We start from the raw sequence: 14954 nt of genomic DNA on the forward strand, positions 1-14954 counted from the left end.
TTAGCCGCCTCAAGCAGTTTCGTCGCGTCGCAACGCGTTACGACAAGTTAGATGCGCATTTTCTGGCCTTTGTCCATTTAGCGGCTACTGTCCTCTGGTTGCGCGACTGTTAACACTTCCTAGCAACTGTTGGCCCTGGCGGGTAAGGGTAAGGCTGAATTTGCGACGGTCGGAAGCGTGCATTGCGCGGACCACGAAACCTTTCTGCACCAGTAACTCCAGCATGCGGGTGAGCGAGGCCTTGTCCTTGAAAACCAGCTCCGCCAGCTGCTGCTGACTCAATTCGGGGAATTTGTTCAGCACCACCAGGGTCAAGGCTTGATCCACGGTCAGGTTCGCGGCCACGTGGTCGATATTCTGCTGACAAAGCCGCCGATATGCTTTAATGGCCTGCTCCAGCGTGTAGAGGACCGTTTGGGTGGGATTGTCTGGTTTCATCAGCTTCTAGTTGATTTAAATATAGTATACATATCAACAATAATACTATTTATTGGCTTTGCTTCCACTGCTATTCTTCTGAGCATGGTTCAACCGGCAACCAACGGCTAATCGAGCGGAGGCGCATGCACCCGCCGTCTGCAAATCAAAACACCCCGAAAGCGTGGGGCTCCGGGGTGTTTCCAGCCATTTCCGACAACGCTGCGCGGCTGCAGAAATTCTCGGTTATCTGCAGAACTCACCGGCCCGCGTTATTCATCATTTGCCGCAACAACGCCAGCAAAGCCTGGTCACCATCCGGGCCGTAGAGGAAGCTGTGGCCGCCGGTGGGCCGGGTCGCGAAGTGCCACTGCGGGGTCCGGGCCTTGTGCTGGTCGTGGATGGCGGCAACTTCTCTGTAGGGAAACACCTCGTCGTCCTCCGCATTCAACGAGTACAGTGGGGAGCCGCTGGCCAGTGTCTGGAAGCGCAAAGGGCCCAGCTTACTCATGGGTGTAGCCGATAGGGCGTAGAAACCGGCGAAACCCTGGGGCTGCTGGCAGGCGTACCAGAAAGCGGCCGTGCCCCCGTTCGACATGCCGCCCAGGTACACGCGCCGGGCATCTACGCGGTAGCGCGCCTGCACCTCGGCCACCATCCGGGGCACGGCGGCCAGTGCGGCTTCGTGCTCTAGCCACCCAAACGATTTTCGCCCGTACGGGTACAGCACAAGGGCCCCCTGCTGTTCGGCCGCCCGGAAAATCGGCTCCTGGGCTACGCCAGGGTCCTGCACCTGAAACTGGGTGGCGCTGGCCACGCCCCCGTGCAGGTACACCAGCAGCGGCGCGGCCGTGGCGGGATTATAGCTCTTGGGCACATACACCAGGTAAGGGGCCTGCACGGTATCCACGGGCAACGCGTAGCGGGCAAAGCCGGTGGCGGCCTTTGCGTAGTGCTTCCGGCGAGCCGGGCCAGGTAGCGCGTTCTGCCGGGTGCTGGTGAGCCATTGCTGGGTGGCCTGGCGGGCGGCGGCCTCGCGCCGGGCGGCGTGGGCCTGTAGTCGCGCCAGAAAATACGTCCACTGAGGTGTGTCATGCAGATTGCGCAAGCCTGGCTCCTGGGCAATGTTGCGCACGTCCTGGGCCGTAACGGGCAAATCGGCGAAGCGCGGAATCCGCAGCAGCCACCGCAGCGCCTGGGTGCGCTGGGCGGGGCAATTGGCGGCGGCAATGGTTCCTGCAAATACATCAAACGGCCCGGCCTTGGTGCTGTCGGCAAAGGCCGCCTGAAAACCCTGCACAGCTCCGCAGAAATCCTGCTGCCCCAGCCTGGCGGAGGCCTGCTGCAAAAGCTGGTCGTAAGTGTGGGTTTGAGCTTGCGCGGTTCCAGCCCAGAGCCCCACGCACATACTTACTACACTACAAACTCGATGGATAGATTTCATGGACTCAGGCAGATTTCGGGAGAGAATAAGCCAAAGATAACATTGGTACTATGTTAAACAAGGTACCTTGTTAAATATTTGCATATTCCTTTCTTGGCTTACCGTCGGAAGTATGTAAATACAAAAAGCCGCTCAGCTGAGCGGCTTTTTATCAGTGAAGCTGTTTGGAAAGTCCGGTTAACTTGCTCGTCCGTCACCCTGAGCGCAGCGAAGGATCTTCTTACGGTTACCCTTTAGCTGTTGCACCGTGAAAAGGTCCTTCGCTGCGCTCAAGGTGGCAAGGCTGTTGACTTTCTACACAACTCCCGGCTTGCTCCCCTTACAACGATTTTACCGGGGCGGGCGTCACGGCGGCAGTTTTGGCGCCTTTCTTCATGCAACACGAGGGCGTAGCGGCGGTAGCACCGGTTTTGGCGCACTTGGCGGCCATTTCGGCGGTGCAGGCTTCTTTCTTCTTGCCTTTCTTGCCGGCATCATGGCCCTCGTGGGCAACGGCGGAACCGGCGAAGGCGAACAGGCAGAGAGCAAGCAGGGCGTTTTTCATGGGCGAAGAGTTAGGAAACGAGGAAACAAAAGCCCGAAAGCCGAGGTTGGCTTCTGGGTGCCCTAAAGTAGCGCGGATTTGGCAGAAACCCGCGCCGCCGTGGCCCTACCTTTGCGCGGGCTGCCCCGCGGCCCCTTTCCGTTCAATGATGCGCGCGGCTCCGGCGCGGTACTGGTTTCTATGCCCCTTCGCAAACTCGCGTACCTTACGCTGCTGGCCCTCGGGCTGCTCACGGCACTGGCGGTGTTTTTCGTGGCTCAGCTGCGGTTCAACTACAATTTCAACGACTTCTACCCCGCCGGCGACCCGGACCTGGACTACTACGAGGAGTACTCGGGCCGCTTCGGCAACGACAACGACTACGTGCTGCTGGGCCTGGAAGCCCCGGCCGGCCAGACGGTATTTGAGCCCCGGTTCCTGACCAAGGTCGATTCGCTGACGCGCTTTATCCGGGCGCGGCGGCACGTCACGCAGGTATCGTCGCCGACGACGGCCAGTAACCCGGTGGTGGAAGGTTTGGGCGTGTTCAATGTGCCTTATCTGCACCCACAGGAGCCCGAACGGCGCGCCCAGGACTCGGCGCTGGTGTACCGCACGCCGGGCCTCGTGGGCAACCTGATTTCGCGGGATGCGCGGGCCGTTACCATCCTGTTCCAGACCTCGCCCAACCTCAGTAAGCCCCCCGGCGACTCCTTGCTGACGGCCGTGCGCACGGAGCTGGCCCGCCAGGGCATCCCCGAAAACGAGTACCACCTTGCCGGCAAAATGGTGGCCCAATCGGTGTTTGTGGACCGGCTGCAGCTGGAGCTGATGGTGTTTATGAGCCTCTCGGTGGTGCTGGTGACGGGGCTGCTGTGGCTCACGTTCCGGACGTGGTGGGGCATGGTGCTGCCGCTGGTGGTGGTGCTGGGCTCCATTCTGTGGGGACTGGGCGTGATGTCGGCGTTCGGGGTGAGCATTGATTTGATGACGGCCCTGCTGCCCGTGATGCTGTTCGTGGTGGGCATGTCCGACACCATTCACATCATCACGCGCTACGTCACGGAGCTGGGCTACGGGGCCAGCAAGCGGGATTCCCTGCTCATTGCCCTGAAGGAATCGGGCTTCGGCTCGGGACTCTCGGCCCTCACCACCAGCATTGGCTTCTTCACGCTGATGACCAGCACCATCCGGCCGATTTACAACTTCGGGCTGTTTACGGGCATTGCGGTGCTACTCACCTTTGCCCTCAGCTTCACGCTGCTGCCGGCCATGCTGGTGCTGCTGCGCAAGCCCCAGCTGCGGGTGCCGCGGGAAACCGGCCACAGCTGGGACGGCGTGCTGGGCCGGATGTTCCGGACGGTGCTGGCGCGGCGGCACTGGGTGGTGGCCATCAGCGGGCTGGTGCTGGTGCTGTCGGTGGCATCGGCCTCGCGCATCCGCATCAACTCCGCTTTGCTCGACGACTTGTCGAAGAATGACCCGGTAAAGCTGGATTTCAAGTTTTTTGAGCGGCAGTTTGCCGGCGTGCGGCCGTTTGAACTGGATTTGAAGCCGGCTCCCAGCCGCACGCTCTACGACCTGCAGGTGCTGCGCCAGACCGAGCAGATTGAGAACTACCTGCAAAAAGATTACGGCCTCAACTTCGTGGCCTCGCCGGTTACGCTCATCAAATCGGTGCGCAAAGCCCTGAATGGCGGCCTATTGGAAGAATACCGCCTGCCCGATTCGGAAGCCGAGCTGCAGCGGCTGCTGCGCAAGGTGAAGCTGTTTCGGAAGAAGCCCGAGTTCCGGGCCCTGGCCCTGCCCGATGGCTCGGAAGGCCGCCTCACCGGCCGCATGCCCGACGTGGGCAGCGTGCGGGCCGGGCAGCTCAACGCCGGCCTGCGCCGCTTCCTGCGCACCTCCGTGGATAGCACCGTGCTGCAAACCCGCCTCACCGGCTCGGCCAACCTCATCGACAAAAACAACGAAACCCTCACCCGCAACATGATTACGGGCATGAGCATCGATATTCTGATGGTCACGCTGATTGTACTGGCGCTGTTCCGCTCCGTGCGCATGACGGTGGTGGTGCTCATCCCCAACCTGGTGCCCATCCTGATTGTGGCCGGCGTAATGGGCGCGGCCGGCGTGAGCATGAAGGTGAGCACCAGCATCATCTTCACCATTGCCTTCGGTATTGCCGTCGATGACACCATTCACTTCATCTCCAAGCTGAAACTGGTGCTGCTCCAGGAGCCCAGCCTGTTTAAGGCCGTGCGCAAAACCTACCTGATGGCTGGCAAAGCCGTCATCGTCACCTCCCTGATTCTGGTGGGCGGCTTCTCGACGCTGATATTTTCTTCGTTTGACGGGACGTTTTACGTGGGGCTTTTGATTGGTCTGACCTTGCTGTTTGGGGTGGTAGCCGAGCTGACGTTGCTGCCGATTCTGATTCTGGCCTTCTACCGGCATAAGCCCCGGGAAATTCGGGAGCAGATACCGGCGCTGGGCGGGTGATGGTGTAGCCCGCAGAAGGCGCAGATGAACGCCCTCCGCGTCCTGTGCGTACACTTCTGCGTCCTCTGCGGGCTACCCCCGTATGCCCCATCTTTGCCGCTGTATGACAAGACACCTCCTGCCCTTCCTGTTCGCCCTTTCCGCCAGCACCGCCGCGCTGGCCCAAACGCCCGCCACTGCCCCACCCGAAGACCCGCTGCCCCGCCTGATTCAGGAGCGTCAGCAGCTGGTGCAGGACTATGAAGCTGCCAACGGGCAGCGCAACGCCTTTCTGGCCAACAAGCCCAGCAAAAAGGACCTGCAGGAAGTGGTAGAAGCCCTGAAAGGCATCATCCGCAAAGACACCGAAATTGTGCGGGCCGTGCAGGCCGGCACCCTGCGCAAAACCGCCGCCGTAGTGGCCGAAAACCAACAGGTGAAACAGCTGGCTACCGTGGCCCAAACCGACCAAAGCAGCACTCGGGAGCGGTTCCACGACCTGGAAAACCAGATTGCCAACCTGCAGGAGCGGGACCGGCAGCGCGAAAAGAAACTCCAGGACCTGCAAGCCACCGCCGACGAAGCCACCGCCGCCCGCACCTCCCGCGAGCTGCTGGCCGCTGCCCTGGCTGTGCTATCGGCCGGCCTGCTATTCTACGTGCTCAAGCTGCGCGGCCAGCGTAGTGCCCCGGCCAAGCGACGGAAGTAAAACAGAACGTCATTCCGAGCAGCGCGAGGAATCTCGCGTGCTGATGCTGCCGGGCTGACCGTCATGCTGAGCTTGCCGAAGCATCTCTACCGCTTCGTCAGAGACATTGCAACAAAGCGGTGGAGATGCTTCGGCTGCGCCTCCGGCTTTGCGGACGCCAGATGGAGCATGACGTTCTTTTATTTCCCAAGTTCCCCTATGCTCACTCCCGCCGCCCAATTTCTGACTTATGCTGAGGCGGTGGAGCTGTACAATCTGCTGAAGGAGATGGAAGTGGATGCGTTGGTGAAAACCTGCGGGCCGCCTTCGTTTCCGTTTGGGGACGGTATGTATTATCAGCTGCTGATTGAGGAAGCCGACGTGCACCTGGCCCAGCAAACGGTGGAAGTATTTGAGCTGCAGCGCACCACCCCGAAACCCGTCTGCTGCCCACGCTGCCGGGCGGAAGGCGCGGAGCCGCTGGCGCGGGTGTCGTGGTGGAAAAAACTGGTGTATGCCGGTACTACGCTGCTCAAATGCACAAACTGTGGTGCGGTATTTCCAGTCTGAACGCCTACTTTGCCCCGGTAACCGTTTTGCTCCGGCAGACCTAACCGTGACACCGTTTTGACCTGGACCGAAGAACAGGCCCGCGCCCTCATCACCGACCCTGGCACCCTGAAACGGGGCCAGGAGCTGGCCGCTCCTGCCAAATGGGGCAACCTGGGCCGCATCGAAACCGCCGCCTGGGGCGAGTGCAAGGGCAGCGGCAGCAAGCCCTACCAAACCGGCATCGACCTCACCGCCCCGGCTTTCAAGTGCAGCTGCCCCAGCCGCGTGTTTCCCTGCAAGCACGGGGCGGGCCTGCTCCTGCTGCTGGCCCGCCAACCGCAACTGCTCAGCGGCACCACCCCGCCCGAGTGGCTGCACGAGTGGTTGGATAAGCGCCAGCAAACCCAGGAAAAGCAGGTAGCCAAGGCGGTAGAAACGGCGGCGTCTGCTGCCGATCCAGAGGCCACTGAAGCCGCCGCGGCAGCTGCCCGCCAGAAACGCGAGGCGCAGCGCCAAAGCCGCATGCAGCGTGGGGCGCAGGAGCTGGAAACCTGGCTGGTGGACATCGTGCGGGCCGGCCTGGCCGCCACTGACCAGCAGCCCCGCAGCTACTGGGAAAACCAGGCCGCCCGCCTCGTGGATAACCAGCTGCCCGGCCTGGCCACCGTGGTGCGCGAGTTGCCCACCCTGCGCCACCAGGGCGCCGACTGGCCCGCCCGGATGCTGGCCCGCCTTGGGGAGCTGTATCTGCTGGTGCGCGCCTTTCTGCGTCTGTCCCAACTGGCCGAGGATGCCCGCCAGGAAGTGCTACAGCAAGTGGGCATCACCCTCAAGAAGGAAGACGTACTGGCCACCCAGCCCGCTGTGTCCGATGAATGGAGGGTGCTGAACCTGACCACCACCGAGGAAGAGCGCCTGACGGTGCGTCGCGCCTGGCTGCGGGGTCGGAAAACCGGCCGTTTCGCGCGGGTAGTGGAGTTTTCCTTCGGCGGCCAGCCCTTCGCCACGCCGCTGGTGCCCGACGGCTCCTACACCGGCGAGCTGACGTTTTACCCTGGGTTGCTGCCGCTGCGGGCTATTCCGGGCCAACTCACCTTCAAGGGAATTCAACCCGGCAACCCGGTGCCCACCGGCGGCATCGGGCCCGGGCAGCTGCTGGCAGAATACGCCACGGCCCTGGCCCGGCAGCCCTGGCTGCGCGAGTGGCCGTCCCTGCTCAGTGGGGGCGTACCCACGCCTGCCGCCGAAGGCTGGGTGCTGCGGTTTCCGGCGGAAACCGGGGCGCTGGCTGTAGCTGGCTCCGGTTCACTGCATAGCAACTCCATCGAACTCCGCCTGCTCTGCGACGACCAGTTTGGCTGGGACCTGAGGGCCATCAGCGGGGGCTTTCCGCTCACGATTTTTGGCGAATGGACCGGCCAGGGCCTGCGCCCCCTGGTGGGCTGGGATACCGTGGCTGAACTACAACCTGCCTAGCCAATGCCTGACAACCTCGCTACTCCGGAAACCGCCCTGCGCCCCGCCGCCGACTGGCAGCGCCTGCAACGCGTGGTCCTGCTCGGCACCCGCCAAAGCCCCGACGAGCTGCCCGCCGTACCCGGCTTCACCCTCCCCGCCGACGCGCCCGACCACCGCGAAAAGCAAGCGTTGCTAACGGCTGGCGTACTCAGTACCATCCGCAAAGCCGGCTACCAGCCCGCAGTTGCTACCGCCTCCGCTACGGCCCCCGCCGCCCCCGAAACGCAGGATGCCCTGGGTGTCAGCGGCGCGCAACTGCTGCAACAATTGCTGGACGGCCAGTATCCGGAGTTGCTGCCTGAATTTCTGGTAGCACTGGCCGAAAACCAGCGCCGGGTGCCGCACCAGTTGCTGGTGATGCTACTGGAACACGCCCGCACCCGCTCCCAGCTGCACCGGCCCGCGGCCGCCGTGCTGGGCCAGCGCGGGGCTTGGCTGGCCGCCCAAAATCCGGCCTGGCAAACCTTTCTGGCGGCTTCAGAGCAGGCTACCGAGGAAACCGCCTGGGAAACCGGCACCATTGGGCAGCGCACCCTCTGTTTGGAAACCCTGCGCCGCCGAGAGCCAACCCACGCCCGCGAGCTGCTGGCCGCCGTGCTGCCCCAGGAGCCCGCCAGGCACCAGGCCCAATTGCTGGACACCTTGCAGGAACAGCTTTCCGCTGCCGATGCCCCCTTGCTGACACACTACCTCGCCGCCAAAAGCAAGGAAGTACGCCAAACGGTGCTGCCCCTGCTGGTACGCCTACCAGGCAGCCCGCTTCTGGAACGGCTCTGGCAGCGTGCCGAACCCCTGATGCAACTCAAACGCAGCCTGCTCAGCAAAAAGCTGCTGGTTGAGCTGCCCGCCACCGACTGGGACAAAACCTGGCTCCTCGAAGGCATCGAGCAGAAAGACAGCCGCTTCCCCGGCGAAAAAGCTGCCTTGTTGGGTCAGCTACTCGCCCTGATTCCGCCCCAGCGCTGGGCTAAGCACTGGAACCTCACGCCCGCCAAAATCATCGAGCTGGCCGCCGATACGGAGTGGACGGAGCTGCTGCTCACGGCCTGGTCGGAGGCGGCGGTACTGCACCAGGATATTGCTTGGGCCGGGGCCTTGCTGGAATGGCTGCACGCGCAGCCGCGCAAGAAGGCGCCCAACCTGCCCGTTGCCCGGCTGGCAGCCGCGCTACCGCCCGCTCAGCTTACCGCACTGGTGTTACCGCTGCTCAACGCCACGCCGCATTTCTCCACCGATGCACCTTGGCAGCATCTGTTGCAACTCGTGCCCGCGCCCTGGCCTGAAACCCTCACGCGCCGGGTGGTGGAGCTGCTGCGCCGGGCCCTGCGCCAACCCACCGAGCTGTACCGCATCCAATACGCCGCTTCCCAGTTGCTGGAGCACATGGCCCGCGTGGTGCCGGCAGCGCAATACAACCTCTGCGCCGAGCCCCTACAACCCCTGCTCCAGGACGTACCTTACCTCCACAATAGCCTCGCCCGCCTGCTCAACACCCTGCACTTCCGCCAGCAGCTAGCTGAAGCCCTCCACGAGCCCCCCGCCCCCGGCTAGGCCGAAGCCAGAACGTAGCTCCCCTCAGATGATTCCGCGCATCAAGCGGCGAGGGGTTGAGGGTGGTTGACCAATCGATGAACAGCCATTCTTACTCAATCAACATTCAATAGAACGTCATGCTGAGCGCAGCCGAAGCATCTCGCGTGCTGACATTGCACTGGTAACTTCAACGGTTCGAGCGAGGTGCTTCGGCTGCGCTCAGCATGACGGCCTGATAATCGTTCTGCCAGCATCAACCACCCCTGGCCCCTCCTTTCAGAGGGGAACTAGCTCTAGCTTTTACCATCTAACTCTCCTTTCCCTATGTCCGTTACTGCCCCTACCACCGTTCTGCGCCCGCACGCCGAGGATGTGTACGCCGAAGAGCTGGCCGCTTTGCGCGCCGCCGACCACGACCGGCCCAAACCCCCGAACTGGCACCTCTCGCCCTGGGCTACTGTCACGTATCTGTTGGGCGGCAAGCTGGATAACGGCTTTGAAATCGAGCCCAAGTACATCGGGCAGCGGCGGCTGATGGAAATTGCCGTGGCCACCCTCGCCACCGACCGCGCCCTGCTGCTGCTGGGTGTGCCGGGCACGGCCAAAAGCTGGGTATCGGAGCACCTGACGGCGGCCATCAGCGGCCGGTCGGATTTGCTGGTGCAGGGCACGGCGGGCACTTCCGAAGATGCCATTCGGTACTCCTGGAACTACGCCCGCCTGATTGCCGAAGGACCCTCCTTGGGCGCGTTGGTGCCCTCGCCCCTCTTCAAAGGCATGCAGGAAGGCCGCCTGGTGCGCCTCGAAGAACTCACCCGCATCCCCTCCGACGTGCAGGATACGCTCATCACCATGCTCTCGGAAAAAGTGCTGCCCATCCCCGAGCTATCCAGCGAAGTACAGGCCACCAGCGGCTTCAACGTCATTGCCACCGCCAACGACCGGGACAAGGGCGTGAACGAACTGAGCAGCGCCCTGCGCCGCCGCTTCAACACGGTGGTACTGCCGCTGCCCAACTCGGCCGAGGAGGAAGTGCGCATTGTGCAGACGCGGGTGGAAAAGCAGGGCAAGGCGCTGCAGCTGCCCGCCGAAGCCCCGGCCCTGGAGCAAATCAGCCGCCTCGTCACCATCTTCCGGGAGTTGCGCTCGGGCGTGACGGAGAACGGCAAAACCAAGCTCAAAAGCCCCAGCGGCACGCTCAGCACCGGCGAAGCCATTTCGGTGATGAACAGCGGCCTGGCCCTGGCCGCCTATTTCGGCGACGGCAGCCTGCGCGCCCACGACCTGGCCGCCGGCCTCACCGGCGCCGTGGTGAAAGACCCCGTGCAGGACCGCACGGTCTGGCTGGAATACCTCGAAACCGTGGTAAAAGAGCGGGACGGCTGGAAAGACCTCTACCGCGCCTGCCGGGAGGTGGTGGAATAATGGATGACGCCACTATCATCGCCCGTTTGCGCAATCTAGGCTCATTGCCTGACGATAGTACGCCTGCCGTTGACGACTTTCCCTTGGAGGAATTTGATGAGCTCGTGCAGCAACTTTCCGAGCCACTGGAACCAAGTCATTCTCTAACCCTAATCAATCTGGGGCCGCCGCGCGATACATCTGCATGTGGAATAGAATGGTCATTGATTCATGCTGCAGAGGCTATTCCCGCTGAGGCACTGCGTGATGTCTTATTTGATGCTGACGACACTGAAGTCCGGCGAATTATTGATATAAGACTGATAAACTATTTCAAAAACAACGCTGGATAGTGGATATGAACACTGATGAGCCTAAAGCTTTTGAAACGCCTCCCCAATCATACTGGACAGCAGTTGGCAACATAATTCGGAAACGGCCTTACGGGCCTAGCGGAGCTGAAATCCGCTACGGGACGAAGCATTTTACACCGGGTGCCAAGGCATACATCATCGACTGGTTCCCGGGCACCTGTGATGCCGTTACAGTAATTGGTCACCACCGCAAGTCACACCAACTGATGAAGTTGGTCGTGCGAGTAGAACATCTGGAGAACTTTCGCACAAAGGTTTGCTACTCACCGGCCATAAACAGAATCATAGAGGAGCATTTTGAATCGGGTGATGCCCCCTACCGGCTTACCAAAGAGTTTGCTGAGCAGTTATGTGAAGTTTTACCCCGCTGGAAGGCAGAACAACAACGCGCCAAAACTATCTGATGCCCACCGACCTCCGCCTTTTCGGTATCCGCCACCACGGGCCCGGCAGCGCCGCCAGCCTCGTGCACGCCCTCAACGCCTACCAGCCCGACGTGGTGCTGCTGGAGTGCCCCGCCGATGCCGAAGCGGCGCTGGCCGCAGCCACGCACCCCGAGATGGTGCCGCCGGTGGCCCTGCTCGTGTACAACCCCAAGCAGCACCAGCAGGCCTCGTTTCTGCCCTTCGCCGATTTTTCACCCGAGTGGCAGGCCATTCAGTGGTGCCACCGCCACGGCGCCCACCTGCGCTGCTTCGATTTGCCGGCCAGTATGCGCTTTGCCAAAGAGCAGGCAGCCGACAGTCAGCAGCTGTTGCCGGCCAATGAGCCACCCACAGCGGAAGCGGCTGGTGATATAGCCACCTCGGAACCAGGGAGCGAAACGAGTGCGGCTCCAGAAGCAGACGCATCACCTCTGCCCTCTCCCAAAGCCGACCCGATTTCCTACCTCGCCGAGCTGGACGGCTACACCGATGGGGAGCGGTGGTGGGAGCTACGCCTGGAACACGCCCCCGGCCACGCCGATACGTTTGCGGTGGTGCTGGACATGATGACGGCGTTGCGGGAGGAACTGGACTTACCCGAAACCGAGGAAACCCTGCTCCGGGAAGCCTTTATGCGCGAAATCCTGCGCGCCACGCTGCAACAGGGCTACCAGCGCGTGGCGGTAGTGTGCGGGGCCTGGCATGCGCCGGTACTGCGGCCCGAGCTACTCAAAAAGGAAGACAAAACTCGCCTGAAAGGCCTCAAGAAAGTCGCCACCGCCGCCACCTGGATTCCCTGGACGTTTGAGCGGCTGTCCTACGCCTCGGGTTACGGAGCGGGCATCTTGTCTCCGGCTTGGTACGAACTGCTCTTTACCACGCCCCGCGCCGAGGTGGTCACGCACTGGATGGTGCGCGCCGCCCGCCTGCTCCGCACTCGCGACCTGGACGCCTCCGCCGCCCACGCCATAGAGGGCGTGCGCCTGGCCGAAACCCTGGCCGTAGTGCGCGGCCGGGAGCTGCCGGGCATCGAGGAGCTGCAGGAAGCCGCCGTGGCCATCCTGGGCGGCGGCTACGCCGAGGCCCTGGACCTGGTGCAGCGGGAGCTAGTGATTGGGGAGCGGCTGGGCGCGGTGCCGCCCGAGCAGCCCGCCACGCCCCTGCAGCAGGATTTGCAGCTGCAGCAGAAAGCTACCCGCCTCAAACCCGAAGCCACCTCCAAGACCCTCGACCTGGATTTGCGCAAGGAGCTGGACCTGAGCCGGAGCCACCTGCTGCACCGCCTGCGCCTGCTGGATATCCGCTGGGGTGAGCCGCACCGGGCCCAGGGCAAGGCCGGTACCTTCCACGAGCTGTGGGAGTTGCAGTGGCAGCCCGAATATGCCCTCAACGTGCTGGATGCAGGCCGTCTGGGCAACACCGTGCTGGCCGCTGCCGCCGCCAAAGCCGCCGCCCGCGCCGCCGAAGCGCCCGACTTGGAAGCCGTGAGCCACCTGCTGGAAGAAGCCCTGCAGGCCGACCTCGGTCCGGCCATTGGGGCGCTGGTAGCCCGGCTGGAAACCCTCTCGGCCGGCACCCGCGACGTAACCCACCTGCTGGCCGCCCTGCCCCCACTGGTGAACGTGCTGCGCTACGGCAACGTGCGCCGCACCGAAACCGCCCAGGTAGCCACCGTGGTGCACCACCTGGTGCCGCGCCTGTGCATCGGGCTGCCCCAGGCCTGCACCGGCCTCGACTACGACGGCGCCCGCCAGCTGCTGCCCCGCATCGAAGGCACCCACCAGGCTATTCGGCTGCTGCAGGATGAAACGCAGGAGGCCGACTGGTACGCGGCCCTGGCCGTGGTGCTGCGCAATCCGGCCTCCTCGGGGCTACTGGCCGGAGCGGCCGGACGCTTGCTGTTCGATGCTCACCAATTAGCCCCGGACGAAGCCGCCATGGCCCTCGGCCTGGCCCTGGCCCCCGCCCAGCCCACCAACTACGCCACCGCCTGGATTGAGGGTTTCCTCAGCGGTAGCGGCCTGCTCCTGCTCCACCACCGTCCCCTGTTCGATTTGCTCAACGACTGGCTCGGGGAGCTGCCCGAAGACACCTTCCGCGAAATCGTGCCCCTGCTGCGCCGCGCCTTCACCGATTTCAGCCTGCCCGAACGCCGCCAGCTCCTGGACCTTTCTAAACAAGGCCAACAGCCGGCCGCTATTGCCACCGAGGAGGAAGATTTCGACCTGGAACGCGGCCTGCTGGTGCTGCCGGGGCTGCGGGAGTTGCTGGGGTTTTGAGCCGCAATTATTGTTGAACGTCATTCCGAGCGCAGCCGAGGAATCTCGCATGCTGATGTTGCAGAGTAATCTTACCATCAGCACGCGACATGCTTCGACTTCGCTCGGAATGACGGATACCTTCGACCGTCAGCACGCGAGATTCCTCGGTAAGCTCGGAATGACGTTCAACTACAAGGCCCGCTTTAATCAGCACCAAAACCCCTCGAATGGACCTGCCTGAACATTATACTGCCATGCGGGAAGCCACGGTGCACCGGCTCCTGCACGAGGGGGCCGACCCGGATCCGCTGCTTCATTCTCCGCAGGATACTCGCCGGGGCATTACGCTGCTGGCCCGGCCGCCGGCGGCCATAACGGCCGCTATAGAGGATATTCTGGCGGATTTTCGGGCCATCGAGCCGGGGCAGTACTATTATCCGGCCTCTGATGTTCACCTCACCATTCTCTCCATTATTTCCTGTTACCCGGGGTTCACGCTGACGCAGATTGACCCGGCCGCCTACTGCCAGGCAATACGGCAGATTACGCGGCGGGTACGACCGTTTCGCATCCGCTACGAGGGCCTCACGGCTTCGCCCGGCGGGATTATGGTGCAGGGCTTTCCAGAAGATGACGGCCTGGAAAATCTGCGGGAAGCTACCCGGGAGTTTTTCCGCCATTCCAGTTTGCAGCAGTCCATTGATGCGCGCTATAGTATTCACACGGCTCATTCCACTGTCATCCGTTTCACGCAGCCCCTCACCAATGCGCCGGCTTTGGTAGCCAGGCTGGCTCAGCATCAGGACCGCTATTTTGGCACGTTTGAGGTGGATGCCGTGGAGCTGGTGTACAATGACTGGTACCAGCGGGGCCCTAACACGGTTCTACTGGAAAAGTACGCCCTCAGCCGCAGCTGATTACCTTGCCGGCTCATTCTGCCCGTTTTGCCTATGTCTACCACCTACCCTTTCCACGTTGCCGATTTAGCGGAGAAGGCCGAGCCGGGCCGCCAGGAGCGTATTCTGGTCAACCTCACCAACCTGGAGGAGTACTACAACGTGTTCGAGAAGTACGGTTTCAGCGGCAGCGGGGCCAGCTGGGCCGAGCACATCGAAACCATTCTGGAAGAGCACGCCCCGGCCCTGCTGGACCACGTGGAGCTGGCCGGGCAGGGCGACATCTTCCTGGCCTTCACCGACGGTCCCGCTGCTACCGAGCAGTTCCTGGCCCTCATCCAACCCATTTTCGGCGACCTGGGCAGCCTCAACAAATACCTCAGCCAAGCCGACCCCGGCGACTTTTTCGAATAGCCAGTTTGCAGTTAGTCGCTTCGA

General features: G+C 62.7%; 14 protein-coding genes and 1 pseudogene. 12 read left to right on the plus strand and 3 right to left on the minus strand.

What is annotated here, in order from left to right; translation table 11 throughout:
* Positions 1 to 113: pseudogene (locus tag ROI90_RS20555) on the plus strand (IS5/IS1182 family transposase); the annotation flags it as partial.
* Here the strand turns inward: ROI90_RS20555 and ROI90_RS20560 are convergent.
* The 3 genes from ROI90_RS20560 to ROI90_RS20570 form a co-directional block, all read right to left on the minus strand.
* Positions 85 to 438: a MarR family winged helix-turn-helix transcriptional regulator gene (locus ROI90_RS20560; RefSeq protein ID WP_316000164.1), complete on the minus strand. Its 354-nt coding sequence runs from the start codon at positions 436 to 438 to the stop codon at positions 85 to 87. The pseudogene ROI90_RS20555 and the gene ROI90_RS20560 sit on opposite strands and share 29 nt — an antisense overlap.
* Before the next feature lie 238 nt (positions 439 to 676).
* Positions 677 to 1765, minus strand: coding sequence for a carboxylesterase family protein (locus ROI90_RS20565; RefSeq protein WP_316000165.1), 1089 nt, complete (start codon positions 1763 to 1765; stop codon positions 677 to 679).
* Between the two features lie 415 nt (positions 1766 to 2180).
* Complete coding sequence (locus ROI90_RS20570; protein WP_316000166.1) at positions 2181 to 2405, minus strand: hypothetical protein; 225 nt, start codon at positions 2403 to 2405, stop codon at positions 2181 to 2183.
* Between the two features lie 78 nt (positions 2406 to 2483).
* On the opposite strand from ROI90_RS20570, the gene ROI90_RS20575 reads away from it, so the two are divergent.
* The 11 genes from ROI90_RS20575 to ROI90_RS20625 all read left to right on the plus strand — a co-directional run bounded on the left by ROI90_RS20575 (position 2484) and on the right by ROI90_RS20625 (position 14930).
* Entirely contained in the window at positions 2484 to 4886 is a 2403-nt protein-coding gene (locus tag ROI90_RS20575; RefSeq protein WP_316000167.1) for an efflux RND transporter permease subunit, read from the plus strand.
* A 103-nt stretch (positions 4887 to 4989) separates the two neighbouring features.
* Entirely contained in the window at positions 4990 to 5574 is a 585-nt protein-coding gene (locus ROI90_RS20580; protein WP_316000168.1) for a hypothetical protein, read from the plus strand.
* A 198-nt stretch (positions 5575 to 5772) separates the two neighbouring features.
* Complete coding sequence (locus ROI90_RS20585; protein WP_316000169.1) at positions 5773 to 6123, plus strand: hypothetical protein; 351 nt, start codon at positions 5773 to 5775, stop codon at positions 6121 to 6123.
* A 57-nt stretch (positions 6124 to 6180) separates the two neighbouring features.
* On the plus strand, positions 6181 to 7581 hold the full coding sequence (locus ROI90_RS20590; RefSeq protein WP_316000170.1) for a hypothetical protein: 1401 nt from the start codon (positions 6181 to 6183) through the stop codon (positions 7579 to 7581).
* Positions 7582 to 7584: 3 nt separating this feature from the next.
* The gene (locus ROI90_RS20595) at positions 7585 to 9174 is read left to right on the plus strand and encodes a DUF5691 domain-containing protein (RefSeq protein WP_316000171.1); all 1590 of its coding nucleotides are present in this window, start codon (positions 7585 to 7587) and stop codon (positions 9172 to 9174) included.
* A 306-nt stretch (positions 9175 to 9480) separates the two neighbouring features.
* The gene (locus ROI90_RS20600) at positions 9481 to 10581 is read left to right on the plus strand and encodes an ATP-binding protein (protein WP_316000172.1); all 1101 of its coding nucleotides are present in this window, start codon (positions 9481 to 9483) and stop codon (positions 10579 to 10581) included.
* Positions 10581 to 10913, plus strand: coding sequence for a hypothetical protein (locus ROI90_RS20605; RefSeq protein ID WP_316000173.1), 333 nt, complete (start codon positions 10581 to 10583; stop codon positions 10911 to 10913). The genes ROI90_RS20600 and ROI90_RS20605 overlap by 1 nt, the downstream gene beginning before the upstream one ends.
* 5 nt (positions 10914 to 10918) lie before the next feature.
* The gene (locus ROI90_RS20610; protein WP_316000174.1) at positions 10919 to 11338 is read left to right on the plus strand and encodes a hypothetical protein; all 420 of its coding nucleotides are present in this window, start codon (positions 10919 to 10921) and stop codon (positions 11336 to 11338) included.
* Positions 11338 to 13638, plus strand: coding sequence for a DUF5682 family protein (locus tag ROI90_RS20615; RefSeq protein WP_316000175.1), 2301 nt, complete (start codon positions 11338 to 11340; stop codon positions 13636 to 13638). Before ROI90_RS20610 ends, ROI90_RS20615 begins: the two co-directional genes overlap by 1 nt.
* A 209-nt stretch (positions 13639 to 13847) precedes the next feature.
* Entirely contained in the window at positions 13848 to 14537 is a 690-nt protein-coding gene (locus tag ROI90_RS20620; RefSeq protein ID WP_316000176.1) for a 2'-5' RNA ligase family protein, read from the plus strand.
* A gap of 33 nt (positions 14538 to 14570) precedes the next feature.
* On the plus strand, positions 14571 to 14930 hold the full coding sequence (locus tag ROI90_RS20625) for an Imm51 family immunity protein (RefSeq protein ID WP_316000177.1): 360 nt from the start codon (positions 14571 to 14573) through the stop codon (positions 14928 to 14930).
* The last annotated feature ends 24 nt before the right edge of the window (positions 14931 to 14954 follow it).

The organism is Hymenobacter endophyticus (genome assembly GCF_032464715.1).
In the GTDB taxonomy this organism is placed as follows: domain Bacteria; phylum Bacteroidota; class Bacteroidia; order Cytophagales; family Hymenobacteraceae; genus Hymenobacter; species Hymenobacter endophyticus.

What these genes read in the sequence shown, in the direction of transcription:
- ROI90_RS20580 (WP_316000168.1), top strand. Translation starts at nt 4,990, where the DNA reads ATGACAAGACACCTCCTGCCCTTCCTGTTCGCCCTTTCCGCCAGCACC.
- ROI90_RS20620 (WP_316000176.1), top strand. Translation starts at nt 13,848, where the DNA reads ATGGACCTGCCTGAACATTATACTGCCATGCGGGAAGCCACGGTGCAC.
- ROI90_RS20560 (WP_316000164.1), bottom strand. Translation starts at nt 438, where the DNA reads ATGAAACCAGACAATCCCACCCAAACGGTCCTCTACACGCTGGAGCAG.
- ROI90_RS20605 (WP_316000173.1), top strand. Translation starts at nt 10,581, where the DNA reads ATGGATGACGCCACTATCATCGCCCGTTTGCGCAATCTAGGCTCATTG.
- ROI90_RS20585 (WP_316000169.1), top strand. Translation starts at nt 5,773, where the DNA reads ATGCTCACTCCCGCCGCCCAATTTCTGACTTATGCTGAGGCGGTGGAG.
- ROI90_RS20610 (WP_316000174.1), top strand. Translation starts at nt 10,919, where the DNA reads ATGAACACTGATGAGCCTAAAGCTTTTGAAACGCCTCCCCAATCATAC.
- ROI90_RS20600 (WP_316000172.1), top strand. Translation starts at nt 9,481, where the DNA reads ATGTCCGTTACTGCCCCTACCACCGTTCTGCGCCCGCACGCCGAGGAT.
- ROI90_RS20625 (WP_316000177.1), top strand. Translation starts at nt 14,571, where the DNA reads ATGTCTACCACCTACCCTTTCCACGTTGCCGATTTAGCGGAGAAGGCC.
- ROI90_RS20595 (WP_316000171.1), top strand. Translation starts at nt 7,585, where the DNA reads ATGCCTGACAACCTCGCTACTCCGGAAACCGCCCTGCGCCCCGCCGCC.
- ROI90_RS20570 (WP_316000166.1), bottom strand. Translation starts at nt 2,405, where the DNA reads ATGAAAAACGCCCTGCTTGCTCTCTGCCTGTTCGCCTTCGCCGGTTCC.
- ROI90_RS20615 (WP_316000175.1), top strand. Translation starts at nt 11,338, where the DNA reads ATGCCCACCGACCTCCGCCTTTTCGGTATCCGCCACCACGGGCCCGGC.